This is a genomic window from Pseudomonas sp. H9, from assembly GCF_004353925.1.
GTDB lineage: Bacteria > Pseudomonadota > Gammaproteobacteria > Pseudomonadales > Pseudomonadaceae > Aquipseudomonas.
In genome coordinates this window covers 123,043-139,353 of the sequence record NZ_SMOK01000047.1, presented here as the reverse complement: position 1 = coordinate 139,353, position 16,311 = coordinate 123,043, and the positions used below count along the sequence as shown (strand labels likewise).

Sequence of the window (16,311 nt, the reverse complement as noted above, 5' to 3'; positions counted from 1 at the left end):
GCTTGCCCCGCGATATTTTGAGTGCGTGCAATCATGTCAACCAACGAGCACCTCAGTGAGCTGATTCGCGCCGACGACGTCGAGGCTTTCGATCGCTGGGCGTTGCCTAGCTTCGATCCGGAACCCGAGTTCGTACCCGAGCCAGAGCCTGAGCCCGAACCTGAAGTGGTGCAGGACGAAGTCGAGGAGGTGCCGCTGGAAGAAGTCCAGCCGCTGACCCTCGAAGAACTCGAAAGCATTCGTCAGGAAGCCTACAACGAAGGCTTTGCCACCGGTGAGCGCGAAGGTTTCCACAGCACCCAACTCAAAGTGCGTCAGGAAGCCGAAACCGCGCTGAAAGCAAAACTGGCCAGCCTTGAAAAGCTCATGAGCCATTTGCTGGAGCCGATTGCCGAGCAAGACAGCCAGATCGAAAGAGCCCTGGTGAGCCTGGTGGCGCACATGACCCGCGAGGTCATTGGTCGTGAGCTGCGCACCGACTCCAGCCAGATCGGCCAGGTGCTGCGTGAAGCCCTCAAGCTGCTGCCGATGGGCGCGGAAAACATCCGTATTCATATCAACCCGCAAGACTTCGAACAGGCCAAGGCCCTGCGCGAGCGCCACGAAGAGCGTTGGAAACTGCTTGAAGACCAGACGTTGCTGCCCGGTGGCTGCCGTATCGAGACTGACCACAGCCGCATCGATGCGAGCATGGAAACGCGCATCGAGAAGGCCCTCGCGCAGTTGTTCGATCAATTGCATGATCAGGGCCTGCATCCCGCCGCGCCCGATCTGAACGTCGATCTGGACGCTGTCGATGCGCCTTGACCGCACCAGCTTCGCCAAACGCCTGGGCGGTTATGCCGGCACCGTGAAGTTGCCGGCTCAGCCTGTGGTTGAAGGCCGCCTGCTGCGCATGGTCGGCTTGACCCTTGAGGCTGAAGGCCTGCGGGCACCGATTGGCAGTCGCTGCGTGGTGATCAACGACGACAGCTACCATCCGGTGCAGGTCGAAGCGGAAGTCATGGGCTTTGCCGGGAGCAAAGTGTTCCTCATGCCGGTCGGCAGTGTCGCCGGAATCGCGCCGGGTGCGCGAGTCGTACCGCTGGCTGATAACGGGCGCTTGCCGATGGGCATGAGCATGCTCGGCCGCGTACTCGACGGCGCCGGGCGAGCGCTGGACGGTAAGGGCGGGATGAAAGCCGAAGACTGGGTGCCGATGGATGGCCCGACCATCAACCCGCTCAACCGTGATCCGATCAGCGTGCCACTGGATGTCGGTATCCGCAGCATCAACGGTTTGCTCACTGTAGGCCGCGGCCAGCGCTTGGGCCTGTTCGCCGGTACCGGCGTGGGTAAGAGTGTGCTGCTGGGGATGATGACCCGCTTCACCGAGGCCGACATCATTGTCGTGGGCCTGATCGGCGAGCGGGGCCGTGAGGTCAAGGAGTTTATCGAGCACATTCTCGGCGAAGAGGGTATCAAGCGCTCAGTGGTGGTCGCTTCACCAGCGGATGATGCGCCGCTGATGCGCCTGCGCGCCGCCATGTATTGCACGCGTATCGCCGAGTACTTTCGCGACAAGGGCAAGAACGTCCTGTTGCTGATGGACTCGCTCACCCGTTTTGCCCAGGCCCAGCGGGAAATTGCCCTGGCCATCGGTGAGCCGCCAGCGACCAAGGGCTATCCGCCTTCGGTGTTTGCCAAGCTGCCCAAGCTGGTGGAGCGCGCCGGTAACGGTGAGGCCGGTGGCGGTTCGATCACCGCGTTCTACACCGTGTTGTCGGAAGGTGACGACCAGCAAGACCCGATTGCCGACTCGGCGCGCGGGGTGCTTGACGGTCACATCGTACTGTCGCGGCGCCTGGCCGAAGAGGGGCATTACCCGGCTATCGATATTGAAGCTTCGATCAGCCGGGTCATGCCGCAGGTGGTCAGCCCCGAGCAGATGCGTGAAGCGCAGCAGTTCAAACAGCTGTGGGCGCGCCTGTCGCAAAGCCGTGACTTGATCAGTGTGGGCGCCTACGTCGCCGGCGGCGATGCCGAAACCGATCTGGCCATTGCGCTGCAACCGAAGCTGGTGCACTACCTGCGCCAGGGCTTGCACGACAATGTCAGCATGCAGCAAAGCCGCGAGCACTTGGCGAGCGTGTTCGCTCAGCCTAACCCTGACGCTGGCGGTTGATAGGTTATGGCCCAGCCAAGCCGTGCGGCGCGTCTGACACCTGTGGTGGAAATGGCTGAAAATGCCGAGCGCCAGGCTGCGCAGCGCCTGGGGCAGTTCCAGCAGCAGGTCAACCTGGCGCAGGCCAAACTGGCGGAGCTGGACCGCTTTCGTGAAGACTACCAGTTGCAATGGATCAACCGTGGCGGGCAAGGTGTGTCCGGCAGTTGGCTGGTGAACTACCAGCGCTTTCTCGGCCAACTGGAAAGCGCCATGACCCAGCAGCGCCAGAGCCTGGCCTGGCATCAGAACAACCTCAACAATGCCCGGGGTACCTGGCAGCAGGCCTACGCTCGGGTTGAAGGGTTGCGCAAACTGGTGCAGCGCTATATCGACGAAGCGCGGATGATCGAAGACAAGCGCGAGCAAAAGCTGCTCGATGAGTTGTCCCAGCGCCTGCCGCGCCTCAATCGTTGACCTGCAACCATTGCGCCTGCTTGCCGCTAAGCCGATGGACTGCTAAACCTTCTGGTTGTCTGTGTTCGTCTTAATCGAAGGAATCGCCTAGATGGCAGTTGAATCCATATCCCAGGACGGGAAGTTGACGATCAAGGTCAAGGGTCGCTTTGACTTTGGCAAGCACCAGGAATTTCGCCACGCCTATGAGGGTGTCGGTCATCCGGATCTGGTCGTTGTCGACCTCAAGGAAACCACCTATCTCGACAGCTCGGCATTGGGCATGTTGCTGATGCTGCGTGATCACGTAGGCGGGGATGATTCGGAGGTTCAGGTCATCAATACCAGTACGGATGTCCGCAAGATCCTCGCCATTTCCAATTTCGACAAGCTGTTCGACATCAGTTGATCCAGGCCATGCCTGAAGCACGCTTGACTGTGCTCATCGCCGAAGACAGTGCGGTGGACCGGCTGTTGCTGGCGCGAATCGTCAACAAGCAGGGGCATGCCGTGCTCACCGCTGAAAACGGTGAGCAGGCGGTGGCGTTGTTTGCCGAGCAGCGTCCGCAACTGGTGCTGCTCGATGCCCTGATGCCAGTGATGGACGGATTCGAGGCGGCGCGACACATCAAGGCGTTGGCCGGTGAGGCGCTGGTGCCGATTATTTTCCTCACTTCGCTGAGTGAGGAAGAGGCGTTGGTGCGCTGCCTGGAAGCCGGGGGCGACGACTTTCTGGCAAAACCGTACAGTCCGGTGATTCTGGCGGCGAAGATCAAGGCGATGGATCGCTTGCGCCGCTTGCAAGCCACGGTGCTGGAGCAGCGTGACCAGATCACCCGCCATCACCACCACTTGCTCAATGAGCAGCGGGTCGCCAAGGCGGTGTTCGACAAGATCGCGCATGCCGGTTGCCTGAGTGCGTCGAACATTCGCTACCTGCAGTCCCCATATGCGCTGTTCAACGGCGACCTGTTGCTGGCAGCGTACGCCCCTTCGGGTGATATGCATGTGTTGCTCGGCGACTTCACCGGGCATGGCTTACCGGCTGCGGTCGGGGCGATGCCGCTGGCAGAAATTTTCTATGGTATGACGGCCAAGGGCTACGGCCTGGCGGAAACACTGCGCGAGATGAACGCCAAGCTCAAGCGTATCCTGCCTGTGGACATGTTTTGCTGCGCACTGTTGCTGAACCTGAGTTTCCAGCGCCGTACGGTCGAGGTGTGGAACGGCGGCATGCCTGACAGCTATCTGTTGTCTGCCAATGGCAGCGCACCGTTGCCGCTGGTTTCCCGGCACTTGCCGCTTGGCGTGCTGGCGGTGGAGCGTTTCGACGATACAACCCAGGTTCTGCCGCTGGCCTTGGGCGAGCGTCTGTTTTTGTTGTCTGACGGAGTGGTCGATACCAGTGATGAAAACGATCAGCTGTTCGGCGTTGAGCGGCTGCTGCAGGTAATCGGCGCCAATCGTCAGCCTGATCGGTTGTTTGAGGAGGTGCTTCAAGCGCTCGAAGCGTTTCGCGGGCGGTGCCGTGATGACGTCAGCCTGCTGGAGGTTACAGTGGTTGAGCCGGAAGCCCTGGCGGCACCAGCGGTGATCTACTCTGACAGCGGGCAATCCGCCCCGCTGGACTGGTCGGTGAACTTCGAGTTTCGTGCAGAAACACTTAAACGCTTTAATCCATTGCCTCATCTGTTGCATCTTCTTCAGGACATTCATGGCCTGCGTACGCAAAGCGGGGCCTTGCATTGTGTTTTGACCGAGTTGTATTCCAACGCCCTGGAACATGGGGTGCTGGCGCTGGATTCCGGGCTCAAGCGCGATGCCCAGGGCTTTGGCGAGTACTACCGTCAGCGTAATGAACGCATGCAAGCGCTGAGCAGCGGCTATATTCGAATAGGCTTGCGGGTTGAACCCCAAGGCTTGGGAGGGCGTCTGATCATTGAGGTTGAAGACAGTGGCAACGGTTTTAACGTGAGTAAAGTGCTTGCACGCCCGCTTGCCGAGCAAGGTTTGTACGGGCGCGGGTTGAACCTGATACGCCGGCTGAGCCGACGTGCCGAGTGGGCTGACGAGGGGCGCCGCGTACACGTGGAGTTCGCTTGGGAGGCTCTGGCATAATTGAACTTGATCAAGGAGTGAACAAGTGTCCGATATCCATATCGATCAAGCGGTGTTGATCAGCCTTCAGGAGGTCATGGAGGATGATTATCTGACGCTGCTGGATACCTTTCTCTGCGACTCCGAAATCCGCCTCAATCAATTGCACGAGGCGACCAGCCCGGAAGCGCTTGGTCGTGCTGCGCACAGCTTCAAAGGCAGTAGCAGCAACATGGGCGCCAAAGCCCTGGCCGAGTTGTGCGGGCGGCTGGAAGAGCGGGTCAAAACCCCTCCGCTGAACAACATCGAAGACCTGATCAATCAGATCGACATCGAGTACCAGGCGGTGCGTCAGCTGTATACCGAAGAGCGCCAGCGCGTCCTGATCGGTTAACACCGTGGGGCGTGGTAGGGGCAACTGTCTTCAGTTTGTGGGAGCGGGCTTGCCCCGCGAAAACGTAGTGACGGGTAGGTCGCTATCGCGGGGCAAGCCCGCTCCTACTGAACAGTCCCTAACTTGGCGCGACTCTTGCTAATCCATTGGCTAGCTAACGTTCAAGCCCTACTGTCGCGGAGAGTTCCTCATGCCGGTCGCTTCCAATCCCTTGCTGCAAGTCGGTACCGCGAGCAACGCCTCCCGTGCTGCCAGCCAGGCGGACAAGTCGCCGCAGCCCGCGAACGACAAGGACTCGGGCTTTTCCAGTGTGTATGCGCAGCAGTCTCGCCAGGCGTCGGCGGCAGCCGAGGTGCCTAAGCGCGACAAGGCGGTAAAAGAAGGCAAGGACCCTGCCGCCAAAGAGGCAAGCGTTGCCGAAAGCGGCAACAACTTGCCAGAAGAGCAGGACGATTCCCTGCCGGCAGCGGGTGATAGCCAAGAGCCGACGCTGCTCGACCCGAACCTGGTAGCCGGTCAGGTGACCGATGCGCAGCCGGGGGCACAATTGATCCAGGCCCAGGCCGAAGCCGTGGCGCCGGTGGTGCAGGCGGCGCAGTTGCAAGCGCAGGTCGCGCCTGCTGCCGTTGTCGAAGAGCCCGCGTTCGATCCCGAAGCTGATCCGCTGGCCGATATGCCAGCCTTGCGCATGGCCCTGGAACAAACGGCGCAGGCCCAGGGCACGACTTCGGCTCACACTGCCAGCAAACCGACGACCGCGCAGCCGGAAGCAACGCCGACGCAACCTGCCGTCAATACGCTGGCGGCTGTGCTCGACAAGGCGGGTGCCGAGGCCGAGCACGGCGAGGCGGGGGAGAAAGCATTTTCCGGCTTGCTGGATGACGGCCTGAAAGACCTCAAAGGCGCCGCCAGCGATACCCGTGTGGATAACTTTGCCGAGCGCCTGAGCGCGCTGACCCAGGCCGCCACGCCGAAAACCGCCAACGCCGTGCCGGTGGCCCCGGCGCCGTTGCATCAGCCATTGGCGATGAATCAGGGTGGTTGGACGGAAGGCCTGGTCAGCCGGGTGATGTTCCTGTCCAGTCAGAACCTCAAGTCTGCTGACATTCAGCTGGAGCCGGCAGAGTTGGGGCGCCTGGATATCCGTGTGCACATGGCGCCGGAGCAGCAGGCGCAGATTACCTTCACCAGCGGTCATGTTGGCGTGCGTGAAGCCTTGGAAAACCAGGTGCACCGCCTTCGGGAAATGTTCGCCCAGCAGGGGCTTGGCCAGCCGGATGTGAACGTGGCCGACCAGTCTCGTGGCCAACAGCAGCAGGGCAATCCTGACGCGCCACGCCTGAGCGGTGTAGCAGCACGGCGCAATGCGGCAGGTGAGGAGGGCGAAGTAGCGGCAAGCACTGCGCCCATCGAACAGCAGACCGTAATCGGCACCAGCGCCGTCGACTACTACGCCTGACCCTCCTGTAGGAGCGGGCTTGCCCCGCGATAGCGTTCAGACTGACACACCGCTATCGCGGGGCAAGCCCGCTCCTACGGCACAGGTTGGCATAACACTTGCTCAAAGCACGCCATGTGACTGAATTCTCCGATGAATGACGGAATATTGGCATGGCGAAGAGCGACGCAGACAAAGACCCCGCCGCTAAAGGCAAACTCAAGCTGATCTTGTTGGCGGTGCTGGCATTGCTGCTGGCTATCGGCCTGTCGGTAGGTGCTACCTGGTTCTTCCTGCACAAGTCCGAAGACAAGCCGGCAGCCGACACGGCACAGGCCAGCAACCTCAAGCCAGCCGCCATCTATGAGCCGCTGACCCCGGCTTTCGTGGTCAACTTCAACCAGAACGGCCGCCAGCGCTACATGCAGGTGAGCATTACCCTGCAAGGGCGTGATCAGGCCGCGCTGGATGCCTTGAAGGTGCACATGCCGGTCATTCGCAACAACCTGGTGATGCTGTTCTCCGGGCAAGGTTTTGACACCCTGGCCAGCCCCGTCGGCCAGGAAATGTTGCGTCAGAAAGCGACGGCCAGCGTTCAGGAAGTCGCCCAGAAAGAAGTTGGCAAACCGGTCGTCGACCAGTTGCTGTTCACCAATTTCGTATTGCAGTAGGAGCCACCGATGGCCGTGCAGGACCTGCTGTCCCAGGATGAAATCGATGCCTTGTTGCATGGTGTCGACGATGGGTTGGTACAAACCGAGAGCAACGCCGAGCCGGGCAGCGTCAAAAGCTATGACCTGACCAGCCAGGACCGCATCGTCCGCGGACGCATGCCGACCCTGGAAATGATCAACGAGCGCTTTGCCCGCTACACCCGTATCAGCATGTTCAACTTGCTGCGTCGCTCGGCGGACGTGGCGGTGGGTGGCGTACAGGTGATGAAGTTTGGCGAGTACGTGCATTCGCTGTACGTGCCGACCAGCCTCAACCTGGTCAAGATCAAACCGCTGCGCGGTACGTCGCTGTTCATCCTTGACGCCAAGCTGGTGTTCAAGCTGGTGGATAACTTCTTCGGTGGTGACGGTCGTCACGCCAAGATCGAAGGGCGTGAATTCACCCCGACCGAACTGCGCGTGGTACGCATGGTGCTGGATCAGGCTTTCGTTGACCTCAAAGAAGCCTGGCAAGCGATCATGCCGGTCAACTTCGAGTACATCAACTCCGAGGTCAACCCGGCCATGGCCAACATTGTCGGGCCAAGCGAAGCGGTGGTGGTGTCGACCTTCCACATCGAACTCGATGGCGGTGGCGGCGACCTGCACGTGACCATGCCGTATTCGATGATCGAGCCCGTGCGCGAAATGCTCGACGCCGGTTTCCAGTCCGATCTGGACGACCAGGACGAGCGCTGGATCAAGGCTCTGCGCGAAGACGTGCTGGATGTCAGCGTGCCGCTGAGCGCCACCGTTGCCCGCCGTCAGCTGAAACTGCGCGACATCCTGCACATGCAGCCCGGTGATGTGATTCCGGTCGAGCTGCCTGATGAGCTGATCCTGCGGGCCAACGGCGTGCCGTCGTTCAAGGCCAAGCTCGGATCGCACAAAGGCACTCTGGCCCTGCAGATTATCGATCCGATCGAACGCCGCTGAGCGGCGTCGGTTGATCCAACCCCGAATTGATTGCCCGTCGAGGACAAAATGGCTAACGAAAACGACATCACCTCCCCGGAAGAGCAGGCGCTGGCCGATGAGTGGGCGGCTGCCCTGGAAGAAACCGGCGACGCCGGTCAGGCCGATATCGACGCCTTGCTGGCGGCCGACAGCGGTAATGGCAGCGGCGGCTCCAATCGTCTGCCGATGGAAGAGTTCGGCAGCTCGCCACGCAGCAACGAGCCTGTCAGCCTGGAAGGCCCGAACCTGGATGTAATTCTGGATATCCCGGTGAGCATTTCCATGGAAGTGGGTAGCACCGAGATCAACATCCGTAACCTGCTGCAGCTCAACCAGGGTTCGGTGATCGAGCTTGATCGCCTGGCCGGTGAGCCGCTCGATGTGTTGGTCAACGGTACGCTGATCGCCCACGGTGAAGTGGTGGTGGTAAACGAAAAATTCGGTATTCGCCTGACTGACGTGATCAGTCCGAGCGAACGCATCAAGAAGCTGCGCTGAGTGAAGCGCTTTGCCTGCCGCAGCCTGGCGTTGCTGGGTGCGCTCTCTGCAAGCATGACGCTGGCTGCGGCCACGGTGCAGCCTGCCGCGGCCGTCGTTGCACCGGCCAGTTCTGGCAGTGCGGTCGGTCAATTGGGGCAGTTGGTGCTGGGCCTGCTGCTGGTGTTGGGGCTGATCTTTCTGCTTGCCTGGTTGTTGCGCCGGGTGCAGAACGCGGCTCCGGGCAATGGTCAGGTCATCGAAATCCTCGGCAGTCGCACCTTGGGGCCGCGGGATCGCCTGTTGCTGATTCAAGTCGGTAAGGAGCAGATCCTGATCGGTCACACGCCGGGCAGCATCGAGGCGTTGCACGTGCTGGCCGAGCCGGTCGAGGTGCCGACCAGTGCGCGTCAGGCCACACCAGAATTCGCCCAGCGCCTGTTGGAGCTGATGGGCAAGGATCAGAAGGGTAAGTCGTAATGGGCGCTTTGCGCATGATGTTGACGCTGCTGTTGCTGTTGGCAGCGCCACTGGCGCTGGCCGCCGATCCGTTGTCGATCCCGGCCATTACTCTGTCCAGCGGTGCGGACGGGCAGCAGGAATATTCGGTCAGCCTGCAGATTCTGCTGATCATGACAGCGCTGAGTTTCATTCCGGCGTTCGTCATTTTGATGACCAGCTTCACCCGCATCATCATTGTCTTCTCCATTCTGCGTCAGGCGCTGGGCCTGCAGCAGACGCCATCGAACCAGATCCTCACCGGTATGGCGCTGTTCCTGACCATGTTCATCATGGCGCCAGTGTTCGACCGGGTGAACAAAGACGCCCTGCAGCCGTACTTGAATGAGCAAATGGTGGCCCAGGAGGCGATTGCCAAGGCGCAGGTGCCGCTCAAGGACTTCATGCTGGCCCAGACCCGGCAAAGCGACCTGGACCTGTTCATGCGCCTGTCCAAGCGCACCGATATCGCCAGCCCTGATCAGGTGCCATTGACCATCCTGGTGCCAGCCTTTGTCACCTCGGAGCTGAAAACGGCATTCCAGATCGGTTTCATGATCTTCATTCCCTTCTTGATCATCGACCTGGTGGTGGCCAGTGTGCTGATGGCCATGGGTATGATGATGCTCTCGCCGCTGATCATCTCGCTGCCGTTCAAGATCATGTTGTTCGTGCTGGTTGATGGCTGGGCGCTGATCATGGGCACCCTGGCCGGCAGTTTTGGCGGCGTCTGACGCCTCAAGGAGATCCCGACATGACCCCTGAAGTTGCCGTCGACCTGTTTCGTGATGCGCTGTGGCTGACCACCTTGATGGTCGCCGTGCTGGTGGTGCCGAGCCTGTTGGTGGGCTTGATCGTGGCGATGTTCCAGGCAGCGACGCAGATCAACGAACAGACCCTGAGCTTTTTGCCGCGCCTGCTGGTGATGCTGCTCACCCTGATTGTGGTGGGGCCGTGGCTGGTGCAGAAGTTCATGGAATACATGCTGTCGTTGTACGGCAGCATCCCGCAACTGATCGGCTGACGGTTCGATGCTTGCGTTGACCGATGCGCAGATCAGCACCTGGGTGGCCAGCTTCATCTTGCCGCTGTTTCGTGTCGCGGCGGTGTTGATGACCATGCCGGTGATCGGTACCACCTTGGTTTCGACGCGCATTCGCCTGTACATGGCAGTGGCGATCACTGTAGTCATCGTGCCCGGTTTGCCACCGATACCCGAGGTCAATGCGCTGGACCTTCGTGCGCTGCTGCTGATCGCCGAGCAGATCATCATCGGTGCGCTGTTCGGTATGGCGCTGCAGCTGTTCTTCCAGATCTTTGTGATTGCCGGGCAGATTGTCGCGATCCAGATGGGTATGGCGTTCGCTTCGATGGTCGACCCGGCCAACGGCGTCAACGTGGCAGTCATCAGCCAGTTCCTGACCATGCTGGTGACCTTGATGTTCCTGGCAATCAACGGCCACCTGGTGGTGTTCGAGGTGTTGACTGAAAGCTTCACCACCTTGCCGGTGGGGGGCGGTTTGCTGGTCAATCACTTCTGGGATCTGGCCGGGCGGCTGAGCTGGGTGCTGGGCGCAGCCTTGCTGCTGGTGCTGCCGGCGATCACCGCCTTGCTGGTGGTTAACATTGCCTTTGGTGTGATGACCCGGGCAGCACCGCAATTGAACATCTTCTCCATCGGTTTCCCGCTGACCCTGGTGCTGGGCCTTGGCATTTTCTGGGTTACCCTGGCTGACCTCGTACCGCATTACCAGGAGCTGGCCTCCGAGGCCTTGCAGTGGTTGCGTGAACTGGCACGGGCGAACTGAGCATGGCTGAGAGCGAAAGCGGTCAGGACAAAACAGAAGACCCCACCGAGAAACGCAAAAAGGACGCCCGGGAAAAGGGTGAGATTGCGCGCTCCAAAGAACTCAATACGGTGGCGGTTACCCTGGCCGGTGCCGGTGCCTTGCTGGCCTTTGGTGGTGGTATTGCTCAGTCCATGATGGAGCTGATGCGCAGCAACTTCGTGCTGTCGCGCGAGGTGATTACCGATGAACGCTTTATGGGGATTTTCCTCATGGCGGCCGGTAAGTCGGCGATGCTCAGCATCCAGCCGGTGTTGCTGGTGTTGCTGGTGGCCTCGATCATCGGCCCGGTCGCCCTTGGCGGTTTCTTGTTTTCTGGCAGCTTGCTGCAGCCCAAGTTCAGTCGCATGAACCCCATGGCTGGGATCAAGCGGATGTTCTCGGTCAATGCCCTGTCTGAGCTGCTCAAGGCGCTGGCCAAGTTCTTCATGATTTTGATCGTGGCGCTGGTGGTGCTCTCGGCTGATCGCGATGACTTGCTGGCCATTGCCAACGAGCCACTGGATCAGGCCATCATCCACGGCGTGCAAGTGGTGGGTTGGAGCGCCCTGTGGATGGCTGCCGGGCTGCTGTTGATTGCGGCAGTGGATGTGCCGATCCAGCTGTGGCAAACGCATCAGAAAATGCTGATGACCAAGCAGGAAGTGCGCGACGAATACAAAGACAGCGAGGGTAAGCCAGAGGTCAAGCAACGCATCCGGCAGTTGCAGCGCGATGCGTCCCAGCGGCGGATGATGGCGGCTATTCCTGATGCCGATGTGATCATTACCAACCCGACCCACTACGCCGTGGCCCTCAAATACGACCCGGAGAAGGGTGCTGCACCGTTGCTGCTGGCCAAAGGTGCGGACTTCCTCGCCCTGAAGATTCGTGAAATCGCCAAAGAGCACAAGATCCAGGTGCTGGAGTCACCGGCGTTGGCGCGTTCGATCTACTACTCCACTGAGCTTGAGCAGGAGATCCCGGCGGGCTTGTACCTGGCCGTGGCCCAGGTGCTGGCCTACGTGTACCAGATCCGTCAGTACCGTGCTGGCAAAGGCAAACCGCCTGAACCGCTCAAAGACCTGCCGATTCCGCCCGACCTGCAGCACGACTGATAAACCGCATCGCGGGGCAAGCCCGCTCCCACCGGCCCGGTGGGAGCGGGCTTGCCCCGCGATGTTCGATTACATGCCAAACTGCTTGGCGTTTAGCTGTCGCTCCTCTATCCCGTCCAGCAGGGCGTCAATCAGTGCCTTGGCCATCTCCACTGAATGCTGAGTTGACCAGGCAAAACCCCGGCCCGGCTCTTGAGTGTATTGCACTGCCTTGGGAATCGTGGCGCTGGCACACTTGAGGTAAAGCGAGGCATGTACCAGAGCGTCTTCTGCGCGAATGCCGGCGCGGACGTTAAACAGGGGAGGGTGTTTAAGAATCCACCACGCTTTCGTCGCCAAACGAAAAGGGTGGCAGCTGTACGCGGGTTGGCGAACCGGTAAGTTAGGAACCCGGCAGGGTCGAAGCCCTCCCGCTCACTGAACATTCAGTGGTCGAGTGAGCCTAGTGTGAAGACCTTCCCTGGGCAAGCTGCTGGAGCCGACAGACTGCATAGGATAGATCTTAGGAAGGGGCACTCGGTAGGAGCGGGCTTGCCCCGCGATGCGCTGTGTCTGATAGGCCTCAATCGCGGGGCAAGCCCGCTCCTACCGGGTATCCGTAGCGGCTAGTGCAAAGTTGGAAGGCTTTTTGCAGAGGCAGCGCTGCGCGCGTCAAACGCGTCAAAGTTTTGCTTGAGCTAGACGAGGAATACCGGTGGATCGCTCTCAGTTAATCAACAGTGCCCGTAACAACCTGGCCGGCTTAGGTCGGGGGAATCTGGGTGTGCCGCTGTTGCTGCTGGTGCTGCTGGCAATGATGATGTTGCCGATCCCGCCGTTCCTGCTCGATGTGTTCTTTACCTTCAACATTGCCTTGTCGATTGTGGTGTTGCTGGTCTGCGTTTATGCCCTGCGGCCACTCGACTTCGCCGCGTTCCCGACGATTCTGCTGGTGGCCACGCTGTTGCGTCTGGCCTTGAACGTGGCTTCCACGCGGGTGGTCATGCTTCACGGCCACGACGGCCATGCGGCGGCCGGTAAGGTGATTCAGGCCTTCGGTGAGGTGGTGATCGGCGGTAACTACGTGGTCGGTATCGTGGTCTTCGCCATCTTGATGATCATTAACTTTGTGGTGGTGACCAAAGGTGCCGGGCGTATTTCCGAGGTGAGCGCGCGCTTCACCCTCGATGCGATGCCGGGCAAGCAAATGGCCATCGACGCCGACCTCAATGCTGGCTTGATCGATCAGGCCCAGGCTAAGGCGCGCCGTACCGAGGTGGCGTCAGAGGCCGAGTTCTACGGTTCGATGGACGGTGCCAGCAAGTTCGTCCGCGGCGATGCCATCGCTGGCCTGTTGATCCTCTTCATCAACCTGATCGGCGGCATTCTGGTCGGTATGTTCCAGCACAACATGAACTTTGCCGACGCAGGCAAGGTGTATGCCTTGCTGGCGATTGGTGACGGTTTGGTGGCGCAATTGCCATCGCTGCTGCTGTCCACCGCCGCAGCGATCATGGTGACCCGTGCTTCTGGCTCCGAAGAGATGGGGCAGCAGATCAATCGGCAGATGTTCGAGTCGCCCAAAGCGCTGGCGGTGTCGGCGGGTGTGATGATCGTCATGGGCCTGGTGCCGGGCATGCCGCATATCGCCTTCCTGAGCCTGGGTGCGCTGGCCGGTGGCGGCGCTTACTTGCTGTGGCGCAAGCAACAGCAGGCCAAGATCAAAGCGCAGGAAGAAGTGCAGCGTCAGCAGGATCTGCTGCCTTCGCCGCAGCGTGCTATCGATACCAAGGAGCTGGGCTGGGACGACGTCACCCCTATCGACATGATCGGCCTGGAAGTCGGCTACCGTTTGATTCCACTGGTGGACCGCAACCAGGGTGGGCAATTGCTGGCACGGATCAAGGGCGTGCGCAAAAAGCTCTCCCAGGACCTGGGCTTTCTCATGCCTACCGTGCACATCCGTGACAACCTTGACCTGGCGCCCAGCGCCTACCGCCTGACCCTGATGGGCGTCATTCTGGCCGAGGCTGAGATTTATCCGGACCGCGAGCTGGCGATTAACCCGGGGCAGGTTTTCGGTACCCTCAATGGAATTGCCGCGCGAGACCCGGCTTTCGGTCTGGAAGCAGTGTGGATCGACGTCAGTCAGCGCAGCCAGGCGCAATCGCTGGGGTACACCGTGGTGGACGCCAGTACCGTGGTTGCCACCCATTTGAACCAGATTCTGCACAAGCACTGCCATGAGCTGATCGGGCACGAAGAAGTGCAGCAGCTGCTACAGGTATTGGCCAAGGCTTCGCCGAAACTTGCCGAAGAGTTGGTGCCGGGCGTCATTACATTGTCAGGCCTGCTCAAGGTCTTGCAGGCGTTGCTCGCCGAGCAAGTGCCGGTGCGTGACATCCGCAGCATTGCCGAGGCTATCGCCAACAACCCGGCCAAGAGTCAAGATACCGCCGCGCTGGTCGCGGTGGTGCGCGTCGGATTGTGTCGCGCAATCGTGCAAAGCATTGTCGGCGTTGAGTCCGAGCTGCCTGTGATCACCCTTGAGCCAAGGTTGGAACAGATTTTGCTCAATAGTCTGCAAAGGGCCGGGCAAGGTCAGGAAGACGGTGTTCTTCTTGAGCCAAGCATGGCTGAAAAACTTCAGCGTTCGTTGATCGAGGCAGCCCAGCGTCAAGAGATGCAGGGGCAACCGGCGATCCTGCTGGTCGCAGGACCAGTACGTGCAATGCTGTCGCGCTTCGGCCGCCTGGCTGTACCGAATTTGCATGTTTTGGCGTATCAGGAAATACCTGACAACAAGCAAGTTACCATCGTTGCCACAGTAGGCCCCAACGGCTGAGGTAGTGGGTTATGCAAGTTAAGCGTTTTTTCGCCGCCGATATGCGTCAGGCCATGAAGCTGGTTCGCGATGAGCTGGGGGCTGATGCCGCCATCATCGGCAACCGACGGATTGCTGGCGGTGTCGAGCTGACGGCCGCGCTCGACTACAAGCTGTCTGCCCTGGCGCCACGGGTTCCGAATGTCGAGCTCGAAGATGAGCTGCGCAAGACCCAGTCGCGGATTGTCACCGCGCAGGCCGAGCTCAGCAGCCGCTCCGAAAGCGAAGAGGGCAACCGTCAACTGTTTGCCGGTTTGCCGCTGACCGCTTCCGAGCCGCTGGTCGAGCCACAGGTCGAAGCGCCTGTTGCCCCGCTGGCCGCTGCAGCGGCGCCGGTAGACCCGCGTCTGTTCGATGCCATGCGCAGCGAGCTGTCGGGCCTGCGCGAATTGCTCGAAGTTCAGCTTGGCTCGTTGGCCTGGAGCCAGCTGCAAGGTAATCAGCCACAGCAAGCCAACCTTTGGCGGCGTTTGCAGCGTATCGGCCTGTCTGGCCCGATCTCGCGTGAACTGCTCGACCTCACCGCTGGCATCGAAGAGCCGCGGCATGCCTGGCGCATGCTGCTCGCACACCTGGCGCGGCGTATTGACGTGCCGGAAATCGAGCCGATCGAAGAAGGCGGCGTGATTGCCATGGTCGGCCCGGCAGGCATGGGTAAAACCACGACCCTGGCCAAGCTGGCGGCGCGTTATGTGCTCAAGTACGGCGCGCAGAACCTGGCGCTGGTGAGCATGGACAGCTTCCGTATCGGTGCCCAGGAGCAACTGAAAACCCTCGGTCGCATCCTCAATGTCTCGGTAACCCATGTCGATCCGGGGCAATCCCTGGCGCAGGCACTGGACCCGTTGCTGCGCAAGCGCGTGGTGCTGATCGATACTGCGGGCCTGCAGGCCAGCGATCCGGCCCTGCGCATGCAGCTGGAAACCCTTGCCGGGCGTGGGATTGCGTCTAAAAATTATCTGGTACTGGCGACGACCAGCCAGAAACAGGTGCTCACTGCCGCCTATCACAGCTACAAGCGCTGTGGGCTGGCCGGGTGCATCCTGACCAAGCTTGATGAAACGGCCAGCCTCGGTGAAGTCTTGAGCCTGGCCATCAGTCACGAACTGCCTGTGGCCTATCTTACCGATGGTCCGCGCATTCCTGACGACCTGCACCTACCGCGTCGCCACCAGTTGGTGAGCCGCGCCGTGAGTGTGCAGATGCAGGACGAGCCCAGCGAAGAGGCGATGGCCGATATGTTCGCTGATCTCTACCACAGCCCCGGCAAGCGAGTTGGCTGAGGTGATTGTGAAGACGTTGCAAAGTATCTGCATTGATGGACTGCCAGG

The 16,311-nt window shown here is 60.5% G+C and carries 18 protein-coding genes; 17 read left to right on the top strand and 1 reads right to left on the bottom strand.

Features of this window, described 5'->3' with window-relative positions; genetic code table 11:
- Positions 1-33: 33 nt before the first annotated feature.
- From fliH to flhB, 15 genes are all read left to right on the top strand, one after another.
- Entirely contained in the window at positions 34-807 is a 774-nt protein-coding gene (gene fliH, locus E1573_RS25445; RefSeq protein WP_133217302.1) for a flagellar assembly protein FliH, read from the top strand.
- Positions 797-2,164 (top strand): flagellar protein export ATPase FliI, encoded by a 1,368-nt coding sequence (gene fliI, locus E1573_RS25440; RefSeq protein WP_133217301.1) that lies wholly within the window; start codon positions 797-799, stop codon positions 2,162-2,164. The genes fliH and fliI overlap by 11 nt, the downstream gene beginning before the upstream one ends.
- A gap of 6 nt (positions 2,165-2,170) precedes the next feature.
- Complete coding sequence (gene fliJ, locus E1573_RS25435) at positions 2,171-2,620, top strand: flagellar export protein FliJ (RefSeq protein WP_133217300.1); 450 nt, start codon at positions 2,171-2,173, stop codon at positions 2,618-2,620.
- Positions 2,621-2,711: 91 nt separating this feature from the next.
- On the top strand, positions 2,712-3,008 hold the full coding sequence (locus E1573_RS25430) for an STAS domain-containing protein (RefSeq protein ID WP_133217299.1): 297 nt from the start codon (positions 2,712-2,714) through the stop codon (positions 3,006-3,008).
- A gap of 8 nt (positions 3,009-3,016) precedes the next feature.
- The gene (locus tag E1573_RS25425; protein WP_133217298.1) at positions 3,017-4,717 is read left to right on the top strand and encodes a fused response regulator/phosphatase; all 1,701 of its coding nucleotides are present in this window, start codon (positions 3,017-3,019) and stop codon (positions 4,715-4,717) included.
- Positions 4,718-4,742: 25 nt separating this feature from the next.
- Positions 4,743-5,090, top strand: a complete 348-nt coding sequence (locus tag E1573_RS25420; RefSeq protein ID WP_133217297.1) for an Hpt domain-containing protein — start codon at positions 4,743-4,745, stop codon at positions 5,088-5,090.
- A gap of 190 nt (positions 5,091-5,280) precedes the next feature.
- Complete coding sequence (locus tag E1573_RS25415) at positions 5,281-6,549, top strand: flagellar hook-length control protein FliK (RefSeq protein ID WP_133217296.1); 1,269 nt, start codon at positions 5,281-5,283, stop codon at positions 6,547-6,549.
- Between the two features lie 152 nt (positions 6,550-6,701).
- Positions 6,702-7,199, top strand: coding sequence for a flagellar basal body-associated protein FliL (gene fliL, locus E1573_RS25410; protein WP_133217295.1), 498 nt, complete (start codon positions 6,702-6,704; stop codon positions 7,197-7,199).
- Positions 7,200-7,208: 9 nt separating this feature from the next.
- Complete coding sequence (gene fliM / locus E1573_RS25405) at positions 7,209-8,177, top strand: flagellar motor switch protein FliM (protein ID WP_045200301.1); 969 nt, start codon at positions 7,209-7,211, stop codon at positions 8,175-8,177.
- 48 nt (positions 8,178-8,225) lie between these two features.
- A complete protein-coding gene (fliN, locus tag E1573_RS25400; RefSeq protein ID WP_133217294.1) occupies positions 8,226-8,696 on the top strand; it encodes a flagellar motor switch protein FliN in 471 nt (156 codons plus the stop codon).
- A gap of 54 nt (positions 8,697-8,750) precedes the next feature.
- The gene (gene fliO / locus E1573_RS25395; protein ID WP_133217517.1) at positions 8,751-9,155 is read left to right on the top strand and encodes a flagellar biosynthetic protein FliO; all 405 of its coding nucleotides are present in this window, start codon (positions 8,751-8,753) and stop codon (positions 9,153-9,155) included.
- Positions 9,155-9,907 carry a flagellar type III secretion system pore protein FliP gene (gene fliP / locus E1573_RS25390; RefSeq protein ID WP_133217293.1) on the top strand — a complete coding sequence of 251 codons (753 nt, stop codon included), beginning with the start codon at positions 9,155-9,157 and terminating at the stop codon, positions 9,905-9,907. The genes fliO and fliP overlap by 1 nt, the downstream gene beginning before the upstream one ends.
- A gap of 20 nt (positions 9,908-9,927) precedes the next feature.
- Positions 9,928-10,197 (top strand): flagellar biosynthesis protein FliQ, encoded by a 270-nt coding sequence (gene fliQ / locus E1573_RS25385; protein ID WP_133217292.1) that lies wholly within the window; start codon positions 9,928-9,930, stop codon positions 10,195-10,197.
- 7 nt (positions 10,198-10,204) lie between these two features.
- Positions 10,205-10,981 carry a flagellar biosynthetic protein FliR gene (fliR, locus tag E1573_RS25380; protein WP_133217291.1) on the top strand — a complete coding sequence of 259 codons (777 nt, stop codon included), beginning with the start codon at positions 10,205-10,207 and terminating at the stop codon, positions 10,979-10,981.
- A 2-nt stretch (positions 10,982-10,983) separates the two neighbouring features.
- On the top strand, positions 10,984-12,117 hold the full coding sequence (gene flhB, locus E1573_RS25375; protein ID WP_133217290.1) for a flagellar biosynthesis protein FlhB: 1,134 nt from the start codon (positions 10,984-10,986) through the stop codon (positions 12,115-12,117).
- A 69-nt stretch (positions 12,118-12,186) separates the two neighbouring features.
- Here the strand turns inward: flhB and E1573_RS25370 are convergent, their stop codons facing one another.
- The gene (locus E1573_RS25370) at positions 12,187-12,456 is read right to left on the bottom strand and encodes a DUF6124 family protein (RefSeq protein ID WP_133217289.1); all 270 of its coding nucleotides are present in this window, start codon (positions 12,454-12,456) and stop codon (positions 12,187-12,189) included.
- A 355-nt stretch (positions 12,457-12,811) separates the two neighbouring features.
- On the opposite strand from E1573_RS25370, the gene flhA reads away from it, so the two are divergent.
- Together flhA and flhF are read left to right on the top strand one after the other, a co-directional pair.
- Positions 12,812-14,941 (top strand): flagellar biosynthesis protein FlhA, encoded by a 2,130-nt coding sequence (flhA, locus tag E1573_RS25365; protein WP_133217288.1) that lies wholly within the window; start codon positions 12,812-12,814, stop codon positions 14,939-14,941.
- 11 nt (positions 14,942-14,952) lie between these two features.
- Positions 14,953-16,263 (top strand): flagellar biosynthesis protein FlhF, encoded by a 1,311-nt coding sequence (gene flhF / locus E1573_RS25360; protein WP_133217287.1) that lies wholly within the window; start codon positions 14,953-14,955, stop codon positions 16,261-16,263.
- The last annotated feature ends 48 nt before the right edge of the window (positions 16,264-16,311 follow it).

What these genes read in the sequence shown, in the direction of transcription:
- fliH (WP_133217302.1), top strand. Translation starts at nt 34, where the DNA reads ATGTCAACCAACGAGCACCTCAGTGAGCTGATTCGCGCCGACGACGTC.
- fliI (WP_133217301.1), top strand. Translation starts at nt 797, where the DNA reads ATGCGCCTTGACCGCACCAGCTTCGCCAAACGCCTGGGCGGTTATGCC.
- fliJ (WP_133217300.1), top strand. Translation starts at nt 2,171, where the DNA reads ATGGCCCAGCCAAGCCGTGCGGCGCGTCTGACACCTGTGGTGGAAATG.
- E1573_RS25430 (WP_133217299.1), top strand. Translation starts at nt 2,712, where the DNA reads ATGGCAGTTGAATCCATATCCCAGGACGGGAAGTTGACGATCAAGGTC.
- E1573_RS25425 (WP_133217298.1), top strand. Translation starts at nt 3,017, where the DNA reads ATGCCTGAAGCACGCTTGACTGTGCTCATCGCCGAAGACAGTGCGGTG.
- E1573_RS25415 (WP_133217296.1), top strand. Translation starts at nt 5,281, where the DNA reads ATGCCGGTCGCTTCCAATCCCTTGCTGCAAGTCGGTACCGCGAGCAAC.
- fliL (WP_133217295.1), top strand. Translation starts at nt 6,702, where the DNA reads ATGGCGAAGAGCGACGCAGACAAAGACCCCGCCGCTAAAGGCAAACTC.
- fliM (WP_045200301.1), top strand. Translation starts at nt 7,209, where the DNA reads ATGGCCGTGCAGGACCTGCTGTCCCAGGATGAAATCGATGCCTTGTTG.
- fliN (WP_133217294.1), top strand. Translation starts at nt 8,226, where the DNA reads ATGGCTAACGAAAACGACATCACCTCCCCGGAAGAGCAGGCGCTGGCC.
- fliO (WP_133217517.1), top strand. Translation starts at nt 8,751, where the DNA reads ATGACGCTGGCTGCGGCCACGGTGCAGCCTGCCGCGGCCGTCGTTGCA.
- fliP (WP_133217293.1), top strand. Translation starts at nt 9,155, where the DNA reads ATGGGCGCTTTGCGCATGATGTTGACGCTGCTGTTGCTGTTGGCAGCG.
- fliQ (WP_133217292.1), top strand. Translation starts at nt 9,928, where the DNA reads ATGACCCCTGAAGTTGCCGTCGACCTGTTTCGTGATGCGCTGTGGCTG.
- fliR (WP_133217291.1), top strand. Translation starts at nt 10,205, where the DNA reads ATGCTTGCGTTGACCGATGCGCAGATCAGCACCTGGGTGGCCAGCTTC.
- flhB (WP_133217290.1), top strand. Translation starts at nt 10,984, where the DNA reads ATGGCTGAGAGCGAAAGCGGTCAGGACAAAACAGAAGACCCCACCGAG.
- flhF (WP_133217287.1), top strand. Translation starts at nt 14,953, where the DNA reads ATGCAAGTTAAGCGTTTTTTCGCCGCCGATATGCGTCAGGCCATGAAG.